Annotated in this window: 13 protein-coding genes; 12 read left to right on the top strand and 1 reads right to left on the bottom strand. The window is 67.4% G+C overall.

What is annotated here, in order from left to right:
* Window positions 1-366 precede the first annotated feature (366 nt).
* From IEW15_RS08955 to IEW15_RS08915, 9 genes are all read left to right on the top strand, one after another.
* Complete coding sequence (locus IEW15_RS08955; protein ID WP_188576986.1) at window positions 367-1,098, top strand: TetR/AcrR family transcriptional regulator; 732 nt, start codon at window positions 367-369, stop codon at window positions 1,096-1,098.
* 414 nt (window positions 1,099-1,512) lie between these two features.
* On the top strand, window positions 1,513-2,337 hold the full coding sequence (locus tag IEW15_RS08950) for an ABC transporter ATP-binding protein (protein WP_188577032.1): 825 nt from the start codon (window positions 1,513-1,515) through the stop codon (window positions 2,335-2,337).
* A 109-nt stretch (window positions 2,338-2,446) separates the two neighbouring features.
* Window positions 2,447-4,339: an AMP-binding protein gene (locus IEW15_RS08945; RefSeq protein WP_229707949.1), complete on the top strand. Its 1,893-nt coding sequence runs from the start codon at window positions 2,447-2,449 to the stop codon at window positions 4,337-4,339.
* Window positions 4,340-4,342: 3 nt separating this feature from the next.
* Entirely contained in the window at window positions 4,343-5,230 is an 888-nt protein-coding gene (locus IEW15_RS08940) for a branched-chain amino acid ABC transporter permease (RefSeq protein ID WP_188576984.1), read from the top strand.
* Window positions 5,231-5,235: 5 nt separating this feature from the next.
* Window positions 5,236-6,309: a branched-chain amino acid ABC transporter permease gene (locus tag IEW15_RS08935; RefSeq protein ID WP_188576982.1), complete on the top strand. Its 1,074-nt coding sequence runs from the start codon at window positions 5,236-5,238 to the stop codon at window positions 6,307-6,309.
* 59 nt (window positions 6,310-6,368) lie between these two features.
* On the top strand, window positions 6,369-7,637 hold the full coding sequence (locus IEW15_RS08930; protein WP_188576967.1) for an ABC transporter substrate-binding protein: 1,269 nt from the start codon (window positions 6,369-6,371) through the stop codon (window positions 7,635-7,637).
* A 5-nt stretch (window positions 7,638-7,642) separates the two neighbouring features.
* Window positions 7,643-8,434: an ABC transporter ATP-binding protein gene (locus IEW15_RS08925; protein WP_188576964.1), complete on the top strand. Its 792-nt coding sequence runs from the start codon at window positions 7,643-7,645 to the stop codon at window positions 8,432-8,434.
* Window positions 8,435-8,453: 19 nt separating this feature from the next.
* Window positions 8,454-9,674, top strand: coding sequence for a phenylacetate--CoA ligase family protein (locus IEW15_RS08920; RefSeq protein ID WP_229707948.1), 1,221 nt, complete (start codon window positions 8,454-8,456; stop codon window positions 9,672-9,674).
* A gap of 58 nt (window positions 9,675-9,732) precedes the next feature.
* On the top strand, window positions 9,733-10,938 hold the full coding sequence (locus IEW15_RS08915; RefSeq protein ID WP_229707947.1) for an acyl-CoA dehydrogenase family protein: 1,206 nt from the start codon (window positions 9,733-9,735) through the stop codon (window positions 10,936-10,938).
* A 44-nt stretch (window positions 10,939-10,982) separates the two neighbouring features.
* Here IEW15_RS08915 and IEW15_RS08910 read toward each other — a convergent pair whose 3' ends face one another.
* Window positions 10,983-11,837 carry an SDR family oxidoreductase gene (locus IEW15_RS08910; protein ID WP_188576960.1) on the bottom strand — a complete coding sequence of 285 codons (855 nt, stop codon included), beginning with the start codon at window positions 11,835-11,837 and terminating at the stop codon, window positions 10,983-10,985.
* A 185-nt stretch (window positions 11,838-12,022) separates the two neighbouring features.
* Between IEW15_RS08910 and IEW15_RS08905 the strand changes: the two genes are divergently transcribed.
* From IEW15_RS08905 to IEW15_RS08895, 3 genes are read left to right on the top strand one after another with little or no spacing between them, the layout of a single operon-like run.
* Window positions 12,023-12,517, top strand: a complete 495-nt coding sequence (locus IEW15_RS08905; RefSeq protein WP_188576958.1) for a MaoC family dehydratase — start codon at window positions 12,023-12,025, stop codon at window positions 12,515-12,517.
* Window positions 12,514-13,413, top strand: coding sequence for an HpcH/HpaI aldolase/citrate lyase family protein (locus IEW15_RS08900; protein WP_188576957.1), 900 nt, complete (start codon window positions 12,514-12,516; stop codon window positions 13,411-13,413). The genes IEW15_RS08905 and IEW15_RS08900 overlap by 4 nt, the downstream gene beginning before the upstream one ends.
* A gap of 13 nt (window positions 13,414-13,426) precedes the next feature.
* Window positions 13,427-14,893, top strand: coding sequence for an acetyl-CoA carboxylase biotin carboxylase subunit (locus tag IEW15_RS08895; protein WP_188576955.1), 1,467 nt, complete (start codon window positions 13,427-13,429; stop codon window positions 14,891-14,893).
* Window positions 14,894-14,902 lie beyond the last annotated feature (9 nt).

Below are 14,902 nucleotides of genomic sequence, written 5' to 3'. Positions count from 1 at the left end.
TGCCCGGATCAAGGCCTGTCGGCCGTCCGGATGGTGCCTGTCCGGTCGCACATTAGGTGCAAGATCATGTCACCCGCAAGCCGTGCTACCGCGTCGGTGGATATTCGTTGACGCAGGTTGTGGCGGCCAGTGTTCCCCGGTGAGAGCTCATTGCGGATAATGATATGACGGGTCGGCCGCCGGGCGATGACCCTCAATCCGACCCGACCCGATTCGGGCTACTCACCGCCCGCGCTCTATGCCGCGTGGTTCCGGATCGGGCCGGTTGCCGATGGAAGTCTGCAAGGTGGGCATGCTAGGAAGACGGGAGCGGCCTGATCGCCCGGCCGGCCGCCCTGTCCGTGACCTGGAGCGCCGTTGCCCAAGATGACCGAGACCAGCCCCGAGACCAGCGCCGATGTGCCCGAGCCGCGCAAGCGCAGCGTGCGGCCGAAAACCCTGGCCCGGACGCGCACCATCCTGGAAACCGCCCATGACGTGTTTGCCGAGCGTGGCTATGAGGGGGCGTCGATTTCCGAGATCGCGCGCCGGGTGGGCATCGCCGAAGGCACGATCTACAAGCATTTCGACAGCAAGAAGGATCTGCTCGGGCAGGTTCTTGTCCGCTATTACGATGGTCTGATCGTCGAAATAGAGGCGAATCTGCCGCATATCACCGGATTTCATGAGAAGCTGCGGTATATTTTCGGCTTCCATCTTCAGAACCTTCTGACGAACGCGGGCATATCGAAAGTATTTCTGCGCGAAGCCCGCAGCCATGACGATTATTTCGAATCCATCATTCTGGATGTGAACCGCCGTTATACCGGCATCACCCAGGCCATCGTGCAGGATGCGATCACGCGGGGCGAGGTCCGGGCCGATTTCCCCGTACGGCTGGTGCGCTATCTGGTGTTCGGAACTCTGGAACATGTGGCGTGGCGCGCCATGAGCGGCCGTGGCCGCATCGACGTGCCCGCCATTGCCGACGCATTGACTGACGCGTTGGTGCGTGGCATGGCGCCGCCTGCCGCCGCCGAGCCCGACCCTGCCTGCGGTCTGCTGGACCGTCTGGAGGCGGCGATCGCCCGGATCGAGGCGCAGCCAGCACATAAGTGAACCATACTTACTGACAATGTCCGCGCGATGCCGGAGGCGAATCCGGCCATCGCCGTGGTGCGGTGCGGAAATTTTGCGTGCATTGCAGTATATTGCCTCTCATTCCGGATAATTGCTCCGGCATGCGGATGATGCGTCCGCCGTTGTCATTTTGCATTGACTCATAAAAGTGAGTAACGTTCACTAGGCATGTCGCCGGACAACAAGACATGCAGAACCGGCGCGCAGACAGGGAGATGACTTCGGCCGGGGCAGCGACGCCCGCGAAGTTCGTGATCACGCCGCGCCACGACGCGCATGGCCATCCGCCGATACGGCCGCTGAAGAAGGCCCCCCAATCCGATGACCGCACCGACCCTCGTTCGCGAGGCTGCCGGCCCGGCTGATCTGCCGCGCGCCGACGCAGGCCCCGCCATGTCCACCGATCCGTCCGACGCGGCCGCGCGGTCGCGAACCGGCGCGCCGCCTCTGCTGGTCTGCGACCGCATAGACCGGTCGTTCGGCGGGCTGAAGGCGTTGAAATCCGTGTCGATCGCGATCAGCCCCGGCCAGATCTTCGGGCTGGTCGGGCCGAATGGCAGCGGCAAGACCACCATGGTCAATGCCATCACCGGCTTCTATCCGCCGGATGCCGGCCGGGTCATGTTCGATGGCCGCGACCTGAAGGGGTTGAAGCCGCACCGCATCGCGCAGCTGGGCATCGCCCGGACCTTCCAGAATCTGGCGCTGTTCCGGGGCATGAGCGTGCTCGACAACATCCTGGTCGGCCGGCACATCCACATGCGGCCCGGCGCGCTGAAATCGCTGTTCTATCCGGTCTGGGCGCGGCCGGCCGAGATCCGCCACCGCCGCCATGTCGAGGACATCATCGACTTCCTGCAATTGCAGGATGTCCGCGATATGGCCGTGGAGGTGATCCCGCTGGGGTTGCAGAAGCGCGTGGAACTGGCGCGGGCACTGGCAGCCGAGCCCCGACTGCTGGTGCTGGACGAACCAATGGCCGGCATGAACCAGGAAGAGAAGGAATACATGGCCCGTTTCATCCTGGACGCCCGCGACGCCTTTGGCGCCGCGGTGCTGCTGATCGAGCATCACATGGACGTGGTGACCGCCCTGTGCGACCGCCTGCTGGTGCTGAGCTATGGCGAGCCGATTGCCGAGGGCGACCCCCATGCGGTGATCGCCGAGCCGGCGGTGGTCGCGGCCTATCTGGGGAAGGGGCGGACCCGTGCGGCCTGAGCGGTTGGCAGAACCCCATGGCGGACGGCTGGCTGCGCCTGCCGCCGACCGGCCGGCGCAGCCGCAAGCCGGCCCGCTAGCACCGCCAGATAGCGGGCGCGGAACCAGCGTGCTGACGATCCTGGCGGCGAATGCCCGCGATCATGGCGATCGGCCGGCCCTGCGCGAGCGCGCGCTGGGCATCTGGCAGACCTATGACTGGCGTGATTATCGCGACCGGGTGGCGGCGATCGCGGCCGGGCTCGACGCGCTGGGCTTCCGGCGGGGCGATGCCCTGGCGGTGCTGGGCGACAACCGGGCGGCGCTGTATTTCGGATCGGTCGCGGCCATGGCGCTGGGCGGTTTCGCATCGCCCGTGTTCCCCGACGTGCCGCCCGAGGAACTGGTGCACTTCACCCGCATCGCGCAGCCGTGCTTCGCGCTGGCCGAGGATCAGGAGCAGACCGACAAGCTGCTGGCGCTGCGCGCTACATCGGGCCTGCCCGCGACGATCATCTATGACGATCCGCGCGGCATCGCCGGCTATGACGAGCCCGGGCTGGTGGCGCTGGCCGATCTGGCGGCGCGCGGTCGGGCGCGGCTCGCGGCCGAACCGGGGCTTATGGACGACATCATGGGCCGGGCCGGCGCCGACGATATCGCGGTGCTGCTGCACTCATCTGGCACCACCGGCGTGCCCAAGGGCATCCCGATCCGCCATGGTCAGGCGCTGGCGGCGGCGGCGGCGGCAGCCGAAGGCGGCTGCTTCCGCACGGGCGACGAACACATCGCCTATCTGCCGATGGCCTGGGTGGGCGATTTCGTGTTCAGCATCGCCGGCGCCATGGCGCAGCGCTTCGTGGTGAACATTCCCGAGCGCCAGGAAACCGTGGCCCGAGACCTGAGGGAAGTGGCGCCGACCCTGTATCTGGCGGCGCCGCGCGCCTGGGATCTGATGCTGACCCGGGTGCAGGTTGGCATGGAGGAGAGCACGGCGTTCAAGCGCGCGGTCTATCAGCGCTTCATGGCGCTGGCGACCGGTATGGAGCGCGACCGCCTGGCCGGCCGCCGGCCGGGCATGATGCGGCGGATGCTGCGCGCTGTCGGCGAGCCGGTGATCTTTGGCCCGATCAAGGATCATCTGGGTCTGTCGCGCGCCACCCGCGCCTATACCGGCGGCGAAGCGATCGGCGAGGACACTTATGTGTTCTTCCGCGCGCTGGGCATCGACCTTCGGCAGTTCTATGGCCAGACCGAAAGCTGCGCGCTGGTGGTCTGCCAGACCGGCGGCGAGGCCATGCCGCATAGTGTCGGCCGGCCGCTTCCCGGCGTGGCGGTCAGGATATCGGCCGAGGGCGAGATCCTGATCAGCGCCGGATCGGTGTTCAACGGCTATCTGGGTGCCGCCGCCGCCGGTGACGACACCCTGGTGACGGATGACGCCGGCCGGCGCTGGTTGCGCACCGGCGATGCCGGTCACCTCGAGGCCGGCGGGGAACTGGTGGTGCTGGGCCGGATGGGCGATGTCCGCCACACCACCGGCGGCGCGCGCTTCATTGCCGGCCATGTCGAGAACCGGCTGAAGTTCAGCCCCTATATCCGCAATGCGGCGGTGTTTGGCGATGGGCGGCCGCATCTGGCGGCGCTGATCTGCATCGACGAGGCGGCGGTGGGCCAGTGGGCGCAGCGACATGGCGTCACCTGGACATCCTATGCCGACCTGTCGCAGCACCCGAAGGTGCTGGATCTGGTGGGCGAGGCGGTGGCGCGCACCAACGGCGTGCTGCCCGAGGGTGAACGTGTGCGCCGCTTCGCCAATCTGCACAAGGATTTCGATGCGGATGACGGCGAGATCACCCGCACCCGCAAGCTGCGTCGCGGGCTGATCGAGAGCCGCTATGGCGCGCTGATCGAGGCGCTGTACGGCCCCGGAGACGCCACGACCCTGGATATCGAGATCACCTATGAGACCGGCGCGCGTGCGATGACCAGCCGCCGGATCATGCTGCGGGAGGCGCGCTGACTGATGGATATGGCCTTTGCCGGCGAACTCGCGCTCAATGGCGCTCTGGTCGGCCTGTTCTATGCCCTGGTGGGTCTGGGCATCGTCTTGATCTACAAGGCATCCGGCGTCGCAAATCTGTCGCAGGGCGCGCTTGCCATGGTTGGCGGCTATGTCGCCTGGGCGCTGGCGACCGATGCCGGTCTGCCCGCATGGCTTGCCATTCCACTGGTGCTGGTGGTGATGTTCGGCCTGGGCGTGGTGCTGGAGCGGGTGGTGCTGCGGCGCATGGCCGGCGAGGCGCCGATCATGATCATCATGGTGACGCTGGGCATCGAGATCATGCTGCGCGGCGTGGTGCCGGGCATCTGGGGCGCCGACGTCAAGCGCCTGGATCTGGGGATCGGCCAGGATCCGATCTTCCTGGGGCCGATGCTGATCAACACCGCTTATCTGGTGGGCGGGGTGGTGTCGCTGGTGCTGATCGGGCTGTCGGTGCTGTTCTTCGGCACGCTGCACGGCATCGTGCTGCGGGCGGTGTCGGACGACCAGATCGCCGCATGGTCGGTGGGCATCCGGGTTGAGCATGCGATCGCGCTGGCCTGGGGGATTTCCGGGGTCACCGCCGCATCGGCGGGCATCCTGTGGGGCTCGGTTCAGGGCGTCGACTGGACGTTGTCGCTGTTCCTGGTCAAGGGGCTGGCGGTGGCCATCCTGGGCGGACTCGACAGCGTGCCCGGGCTGCTGGTGGCGGGGCTGCTGGTCGGCATCGCCGAAAGCCTGGTCGCAGGCCTGCTCGACCCTGTGGTTGGCGGCGGCACCCGCGACATCGTGGCCGCGGTGATCATCCTGCTGACCGTGCTGATCCGCCCCTACGGCCTGTTCGGCCGCATCCATATCGAAAGGGTCTGAGGCCGATGTTCTATCGTCGGGCAGGGGTCCGCCACACCAGCTATGTGGCCGACCGCAAACTCTGGCCGCTGGCCTTCGATCGCCGGATGCTGGCCGTGGTGATGGTGGTGGCCATCACGGTGCCGCTGTGGCTGGGGCCGCTCTATCTCACCGCCTGGGCCTTGCCAATGGTGATCTGGGCCACGGCGGCCATGGGGCTGAACCTGCTGATGGGCGGCGCCGGCCAGATCCATCTGGGCTATGCGGCGGTGATGGCGATCGGCGCCTATGCCTCGGTGCATCTGGGCCGGGCGGGGGTGCCGTTCGAACTGGCGGTGCTGGGCGGCGGGCTGGCGGCGGCGCTGATCGGCAGCGTGTTCGGCGCGGCCGCCCTCAGGGTCAAGGGGCTGTATCTGGCGATCTCGACGCTGGCCATGCAGTACATCGTCGATTTCGGCATCGCCCATGTGCCGGCGATCAGCGGCGGCAGTCAGGCGACGCTTCAGGCGCCGTCGGTGACCCTGCTGGGCCTTGTGCCGGTGGACAGCGATGCCGGGCGCTACTGGGTGGCGCTGGCGGTGTGCGTGGTGGTGGCGTCGTTCCTGCTGAACGTGTCGCGCACCGGCTATGGCCGCGCGCTCGCCACCATCCGCGACAAGGATTACGCGGCCGAGGTCATCGGCGTGAACAGCTTCCGCTACAAGCTGTCGGCCTTCTGGACCAGTTCGTTCATCGGTGGTGTGGCCGGCGCGGTGCTCGCCTTCTGTTATTACCGCGCGATCACGCCCGAACAGTTCCATCTGGACGTCTCGATCCAGCTGGTGGCGATGGTGATCGTGGGCGGGCTTGGCAGCGTGATCGGCAGCATGCTCGGCGCCGCCTTCATCTTCGCGGCACCGCTGCTGCTGAACACCGGGCTGGTCGCCCTTGTCCGTGCCGGCGATCTCGCCATCTCGCAGGAACTGATCGCGCATATCCCGCTCGCGGTCTATGGCGCGCTGATCATCGGCTTCCTGCTGATCGAGCCGCTGGGCCTGGCCAAGATCTACGACAACATCCGCAAGTACATCCTGGTCTGGCCGTTCCGCCATCTTGGCTGATGGTGGCGGCGGGCCGGTTCCACGCACAAAAAAGAACACGATCTCTGGGGAGAAGCGACATGGGTATTCTGGCTCGTGCTGCAGGATTTGCCTTGGCGGCGGTCCTTGCGGCATCGGCGGCGGCCACGGGCAGCGCTGCCGCCAATGACGATGCAGTGATCAAATTCGGCTTGCCGCAGGATTTCACCGCCGTCTACACCTTCGTGACGTCGGAATACAATCAGGGCCAGCGCGACTATCTGGCGCTGGTCAATGGCCGGGGTGGCATCGGCGGGGCCACCTTCCAGGCGCTGGTGCTGGACCATGGCAATCAGCCGCAGCGCGGGATCGAGGCCTATGAGCGGCTGAAGCAGCAGGGCGCACTGACCATCGACGCGCTGTCGACGCCGGTGTCGCGGGCGCTGGTGCCCCGGGCGATGGCCGATCATCTGAACCTGCTGACCACCTTCAGCGGCCGCAGCGACGCCGCCGACGGCAGCACCTTCCCCTATGTGATCCCGATGTCGCCGATGTACTGGTCGCAGGCGGCGGCGGTGGTGTCGTACATGAACACGGCGACCGAGGGCGGGCTGAAGGGCCGCAAGCTCGCCTATGTCTATATCGACTCGCCCTTCGGCCGCGAGCCGCTGCCGGTGCTGAACGCGCTGGCGGAAGAAAACAGTTTCGAACTGGGCACCTTCCCCTATGCCTCGCCCGGCAGCGAGCAGTCGGCGGTCTGGACCCAGGTCCGGCGTTTCCAGCCCGACTGGACGATCATCTGGGGCGCCGGTGTCGGCCAGACCGTGGCATTGCGTGAAGCGGTGCGCAACGGCATCCCCCGCGACCGGCTGGCAACCGGTGTCTGGCTGTCGGAATCCGATGCCGAGATCGTGGGCCGCGAACAGACGAAGGGCGTGCTGAAATTCGAGGCCGTGGCCAGCGGCCGCGAGCCGAAGATCATCGCCGACATCCTGTCGGAGGTGGTGGCCAAGGGCAAGGGCGCGGGGCCCGAGGCCAAGGTCGGCACCGCTTATTACAACATGGGCGTCGGCATGATGGCGATGATGGTCGAAGGCGCGCGCCTGGCGCTTGAGGCCGACCCGACCCTGCCGCTGACCGCCGAGCGGCTGAACATCGGCATCCGCAGCATCACCGATTTCAATGCCGAGGGCCTGCTGCCGCCGACCACGCTGACGCGTGAGGACCATCAGGGCGGCGGCGCCGGCCGGATGGCGGCGTGGGATGGCACGCGCTGGGTGGCGAAGACCGACTGGTTTTCGGCGCATCAGGATCTGGTGTGGAAGATGGTGCGGGCTGAATCGGAAAAGTACCGCCAAACGGGGGAGTGACACCGATGCTGCTCAGCCTGAGCAATGTCGAGGTGGTCTATGACCGCGTGTTCATGGCTGTGTCCGGCGTATCACTGGACGTTCCCGAGCAAGGCATCATCGCCCTGCTCGGGGCCAACGGCGCCGGCAAGAGCACAACCCTGAAATCGGTGAGCGGGCTGCTGAAGCCTGAACGCGGAATGGTGACCAAGGGCACGTTGACCTTTCGCGGCCGGGACATCACCAGCCTGCCGCCGGCCGAACGCGTGCGGCTTGGCATCGTGCATGTGCTGGAGGGCCGGCGGGTGTTCGGGCATCTGACGCCGGTCGAGAACCTGATGGCGGCCACCACCATGCAGCGTGACCGCCGGGCCGTGGCGGCGCGGATGGAGGAGGTGATGGAGCGGTTCCCGCGCCTGCGACAGCGCGCGCGGGCGCAGGCCGGCTATCTGTCGGGTGGTGAACAACAGATGCTGGCCATCGGCCGGGCGCTGATGACCGGCCCGTCGCTGATCATGCTCGACGAACCCAGCCTGGGACTGGCGCCGCATCTGGTCGACGAGATCTTCGCGATCATCGCGGGTGTTGCCGCCGACAGTGGCGTGGGTGTGCTGCTGGTGGAACAGAACGCCGATGCGGCGCTGGCCATCGCGGCCCATGGCTATCTGATCGAGAACGGCCGGGTGGTGATGAGCGGTGCCGCGCAATCCCTGCGCGACAACCCCGACATCCGCGAATTCTATCTGGGCGGGGGCGCCGAGCCTGTCGACTATGCCCGGGTGAAGCATTACCGCCGGCGCAAGCGCTGGCTGAGTTGAGGGGCGGGAGGACATGGTCATGACCGGGTTTCATGGCGACGGCCTGCCGGCGCTGCTGCGCGCCGCACTGACGACACCGCATTATGCCGAGACACTGGCCGGCATCGATCCCGACCGCATCACCGACCGTGCGGGGCTGGCGACCCTGCCGGTGTTGCGCAAATCCACTCTGGCGGGGTTGCAGGCGGCCCGGCCGCCCTTTGCCGGCATCAATGTCCGGGGGCCGGGCGATCATGCCCGGGTCTTTGCCTCGCCCGGCGGCATCCACGAAGCCCAGCCGCGCGGCACCGTGGATCACTGGGGCATGGCGGCGGCGCTGGACGCGGCCGGGTTCCGCGCCGGCGACATCGTGCACAATGCCTTTTCCTATCACCTGACGCCGGCGGGTGCGGCGATGGAGGCCGGCGCCTGGGCGCTGGGCTGCGCGGTGTTTCCGGCCGGTATCGGCAATACCGAGGCGCAGATCGCCGCCGCCCTGCATCTGAAGCCCGCCGGGTATACCGGCACACCGTCGTTCCTGCTGCATCTGCTGCGCAGCGCCGCCGCCGCCGGCACGCCCCTGCCGTTCCGCCATGCCCTGGTGTCGGGCGAGGCGTTTCCGCCGGCCATGGCGGCGGAGATCGCGGGGTTCGGTGTGGTGGCGATCCAGTGCTATGGCACCGCCGAGATCGGCATGATCGCGCATGAGACGCTGAGCGATGGCGTGCGGTCGCCCGACATGCTGGTCAATGCCCGGCTGATCGTCGAGATCCTGACCCCCGGCACCGGTGATCCGGTGGTGCCGGGCGCTGTGGGCGAGGTGGTGGTGACCAGGCTCGATCCCGACTGGCCGTTGATCCGGTTCGCGACCGGCGATCTGAGTGCCGAGGTGCTGCCGGCCCAGGTGCCGGCCCAGGTGCCGATACGAGTGCCGGTACGAGATGGGGCCATGCGCATCCGTGGCTGGCTGGGCCGGGCCGATGACGGCACCAAGGTGAAGGGGCAGTTTGTCTATCCGATGCAGGTGGCGGGCGTGCTGGCCCGGCATCCGGCGGTGACGCGCGGCCGGCTGGTGATCGGCCATGACGACGGCCGCGACAGCATGACCCTGCTGGTCGAGACCGGTTCCGGCGACGAGATTTCCGCCGGGGCGATCGCCGCCGATCTGGCGGCGCTGACCCGGCTGAAGGGCGAGGTGCGGCTGGTGGCTGTGGGGCGACTGCCCGATGACGGCCGGCTGATCGAGGATATGCGCTCGTGAGCCCGGCCAGCGGGCCGACGTGCGCGTGACAATTCATGCATTCAGGGAGGATGCGGACGTGACGGCAATCGAGACCCTTCCCAACCGGATCGAGCCATCCGGCTGGACCCTGTCGGCGGACCGCCAGGAGATCCTGGACCACGCCGACCGTTTCGCGCGCAAGGAACTGTATCCGCTGCAACAGCGGATGGATGACGAGGAATGGTGGCCGCCGCAGGTGATGCCCCGGCTGGGCGAGATGGGCTTTCTGGGTGTCACCGCGCCGGGCGAACTTGGTGGCGCCGACAGCGATCTGTTCGCATCGGGGCTGATCGCCCAGGCGCTGGGGCGCTGGAACCATGCGGTTTCGCTGAGCTATGTGGCGCACGAGAACCTGTGCCTGAACAATATTCTGCGCAACGGCAATGACGACGTGCGCGCGCGGTTTCTGCCCGGTCTGTGCGCCGGCACCGCGATCGGCGCGCTGGGCCTGACCGAGCCGGGGGCCGGATCGGATGCCTTGGGCTCGATGCGCACCACCGCGCGGCGGGATGGCGACGACTACATTCTGAACGGCACCAAGCTCTATATCACCAATGGCCCGGTCGCCGATCTGGTTCTGGTCTATGCCAAGACGGCCCCGGAGCGCGGCGCCAGGGGGATTTCGGCCTTCGTGGTCGAGGCCGGCACCCCCGGCTTCAGCGTGGCGCAGAAGCTGGACAAGATGGGCTTCCGTGGCAGCACCACGGCGGAACTGGTGTTCGACGACTGCCGTGTACCCGCCGCCAACATGGTCGGTGTCGAGAACGAGGGCGTTGCCGTGGTGATGAGCGGCCTGGATCTTGAACGGATCGTGGTCGCGATGATCAATCTGGGCATGGCCGAGCGCGCCTTCGATCTGGCGCTGGATTATGCTCGCACCCGCGAGCAGTTCGGCCGCCGGATCGGCGATTTCCAGATGATCCAGGCCAAGCTTGCCGAGATGTATGTGACGGTCGAGACCATGCGCAGCTTCTGCTATCGGGTGCTGGAGCAGGCCAACGGCATGGAGCATGACCAGGGCGGGCGCGGCGACATCCACAAACTGACCGCCGCCGCCATCCTGTATGCGGCCGAGGGATGCAGCCGGGTGATGAACGAGGCGGTGCAGATCTTCGGTGGCGCCGGCTATATGCGCGAGACCGAGATCAACCGGCTGTACCGGGCATCGAAGCTGCTGGAGATCGGCGCCGGCACCACCGAAATCCGCAAGCTGATCATCAGCGGCGAATTGCTGAAGGGCTGACGCGGCACCGGGATGACCCGGTGCCGCCGCGTGCCGGCGCCGGGTCAGTCTCCGGAAAAATAGGCGGGGCGGCCGTTGGTCCACAACTCGCCCCACATCTGCTGGCCGCCATCGACGTTCAGCACCTCGCCGGTGATATAGCCGGCGGTGGGGCCGGCCAGGAACAGGCAGGCATCTGCGACCTCGTCGACCCGACCCTTGCGCATCATCGGGTTGGAGCGGTCGAAGGCGCGCTGCACCTCTGGCGTATAGGCCCGCATGCCCTCGCTTTCGATCACGCCGGCGGCGATGCAGTTCACCCGGATGGCGAGCGGTGCCCATTCCACCGCCAGCGTCTTCGACAGATACACCACGCCAGCGCGTGCCGCACAGGTATGGGCGACGCCGGGCATGCCGCGCCAGATCGGGGCGGTGATGGACACGATCGACCCGGGCCGCGCCGCATCGCGCCAGGCACGGGCCGCCGCCTGCATCATGTACCAGCTTCCGTTCAGATTGGTGTCGATCACCGCGTTCCAGCCCTTGGGCGACATGTCGATCGCGGCCTGCGGAAACTGGCCGCCGGCATTGTTGACCAGAATGTCGATGCCGCCGAAGCCGGCGGTGGCGGTGAACAGCCCGGCCACCTGGTCGGGATCGCGGATGGTCATCGGGTGGATCAGCACCCGCGCGCCCAGATCGCGCAGGCTGGTGGCGGTCGCCTCCAGTGGTTCGGGCCGGCGGCCGCAGATCACCAGATCGGCGCCGGCCCGCGCCATGGCGATCGCGATCGCCCGGCCCAGCCCGCTGCCGGCGCCAGAGACCAGCGCCGTCTTTCCGGCCAGCAGGCCGGCGGCGAAATGCTGTCCGGCCAACGGGCCGGGTGCGACATGACGGGGTGGCGATGCGGTATCTGTCATCGGTCTGGTCTCCGCGGCGGGGATAAAAGCGAATCATGTTCATAATTGGAACATGTCAGATAATACGCAGTTTTATGTCGGTTGAACATCGTTGACCAATGGCATCTTGAGCCATAAAGTAAATATCACTCACTTTGAGGCCCGGCGCATCGCGCCCCGGCCGCTTCCAGGGATACCCCCCACCCATGTCCGGTCTGCATTTCGAGGAATTCCACGTCGGCCAGCACTTTGTGCATGCGATCACCCGCACGGTCACCGAGACCGACAATCTGCTGATCACGACGCTGACCCATAACCCGCAGCCGCTGCATCTGGATGCCGAGTTCTGCAAGGGCACCGAGTTTGGCCGCATCCTGGTGAACAGCATCTATACCTTCGGCCTGATGCTGGGCGTGTCGGTCGGCGACACCACGCTTGGCACCACGGTCGCCAATCTGGGCATGGAGGGGGTGAAATTCCCCAAGCCGGTCCATATCGGCGACACGCTGCGCAGCACCACCGAGGTTGTCGAGCTGCGCGACAGCCGGTCGCGCCCCGATGCCGGCGTGGTGGTGTTCGAGCACAAATGCTTCAATCAGAAGGACGAGATGGTGGCGACCTGTCACCGCTATGCGCTGATGAAGCGCAAGATGCCGGCCGGCACCGCGACCGGCGGAAAGACGGGGGACGCGGGAGCATGAGCGGCGCCCGGTCCTATCTGTTCGTGCCGGCCGATGCGCCGCGCAAGATCGCGCGCGGGCTGACCTCCGGCGCCGACGCGCTGATCCTGGATCTTGAGGATTCGGTGGCGGGCGACCGCAAGCCCATGGCGCGGGCTGCGTTGCGCGATGTGCTGGACGATCATGGCGGCACGGCCGGCGGGCCACAGCTCTGGGTGCGGATCAACCCGTTGACCGATGGCCATGGTTCGGCGCTGGCCGATCTTGCCGCCGTGATGCCCGGCCGGCCCGCCGGCATCATGCTGCCAAAGGCGGCGGGGCGTCATGACGTGATCCGGCTGGGCCATCATCTGGATGCGTTCGAGGCGGCATATGGCATCGATCACGGCGCCACCCACATCCTGTCGGTGGCGACCGAAACACCGGCGGCCGTGCTGACGCTCCACAGCTATGCCGGGCCGGCGATAGCACGGCTGGCGGCGATGACCTGGGGGGCCGAGGACCTGTCGGCGGCGCTGGGTGCCGTATCCAATCGCGATGCCAGTGGCGGGCTGGACCCGCTCTATCTGACTGTCCGGCATCTGTGCCTGCTGGCGGCCACCGCAGCCGGTGTCGACCCGGTGGATACGCTGTGGGCGGATTACAAGGATGGCGAGGGGTTGGTTGCATCGGCCCGCGCCGCCGCCCATGCCGGGTTCCGCGCCAAGATCGCCATACATCCCGATCAGGTCGGGCCGATCAACGCGGCCTTCACCCCCGATGCGGCCACAATCGCAACCGCAGAGCGTATCGTTGCCGCATTTGCATCTGCAGATGGCGCCGGCACTGTGGGGCTCGACGGCCGGATGCTCGACCGGCCGCATCTGGTGCAGGCACAGGCCCTGCTGGCCCGCGCGGCCGCCCGCTCCGCAGAATAGGGTCAAAGACATCATGTTCAGAACGGTTCTGGTCGCCAATCGCGGTGAAATCGCCTGCCGTATCCTGCGGACGCTGAAGACCATGGGGATCGAGGGCGTCGCGATCTTTCACCATATCGACCGCAATGCCCCCCATGTGGCGATGGCCGACCGGGCGGTGGAGATCACCGGCCCCACCCCCGCCGCCGCCTATCTCGACAAGGCGCTGATCATCGAGGCCTGCCTCGCCGCAGGTGCCGATGCCGTGCATCCGGGCTATGGCTTCGTGTCCGAGGATGCGGGCTTCGCCGAGCGGGCGGAGGCGGCCGGCATCGCCTTCATCGGCCCCGATGCCGATGTCATGCGCCTGATGGGCGACAAGATCCGCTCGCGCGACTTCGCCCGCACGGCCGGCGTGCCGGTCGCCCCCAGCGTGATCCGCGAGGATGATGTCGCGGGCTTCCTCGACGCGGCCGCCAGTGATGTCGGCTTTCCACTGCTGATCAAGGCATCGGCCGGCGGTGGCGGCAAAGGCATGAAGATCGTGCGCCATGCGGGTGAGCTGGCCGACAGCGCCCGTGTCGCCGCCGGCGAGGCTCTGCGCTATTTCGGCGACGACCGGATCTATGCCGAACGGCTGATCGAGCGGCCGCGCCATATCGAGGTTCAGGTGCTGGGCGACGGCACCGGCCGGGTGGTGCATCTGGGTGAGCGGGATTGCTCGATCCAGCGCCGGCATCAGAAGATCGTCGAGGAAACCCCGGCGCCGGGGCTGGACCCGGCCTTACGGCAGGCGATCTGCGCCGCGGCGGTCGATCTGGCCTCGGCCGCGCGCTATCGCAACGCCGGCACGGTGGAATTCGTGCTGGCCCCGGACGGGGCATTCTATTTCCTGGAAATGAACACCCGGCTTCAGGTCGAGCATCCGGTGACCGAGATGGTGCTGGGGCTGGATCTGGTGGCGGAGCAGATCCGGATCGCGGCGGGTGAGGGCTTGCGGCTGACCCAGGCCGATATCGTGGCCCGCGGTCATGCGATCGAATGCCGGATCTGCGCCGAGGAGCCCGAGGCCGGCTTCCGTCCGGCGGTGGGCCGGATCGGGCTGCTGGATGTGCCGCGCGCGCCGGGCCTGCGCTTCGACGGTGGCATCGCGCAGGGACAGGAGGTGACGGTGGCCTTCGACAGCATGCTGGCCAAGATCATCATCCTGGCCGACAGCCGCGCGGCGGCGGCCGCGGCGCTGGCGGCGGCGCTGGACCAGACGGCCATTCTGGGCATTACCACCAATATCGATCATCTGGCGCGGATCCTGCGCCATCCGGCGTTCATCGCCGGCGCGGTGGATACCGGCTTCCTTGAGACCCATGCGGCCACGCTGGTCGGCGGCGCGCCGGACCCGGCGCCGGCGATTGCCGCCGCCGCCCTTGGCCATCCGGTGCTGCGCCGTCTGATCCACGACACGCCCGACCCGCACGCATCGATCGGCGGCTGGCGCAATTGAGGCAATCCC

The sequence above is a fragment of the Tistrella bauzanensis genome, from assembly GCF_014636235.1.
GTDB classification, from domain to species: domain Bacteria; phylum Pseudomonadota; class Alphaproteobacteria; order Tistrellales; family Tistrellaceae; genus Tistrella; species Tistrella bauzanensis.
The sequence above is the reverse complement of the archived record's forward strand: the minus strand, read 5'-3'. Positions and strand labels throughout refer to the sequence as shown.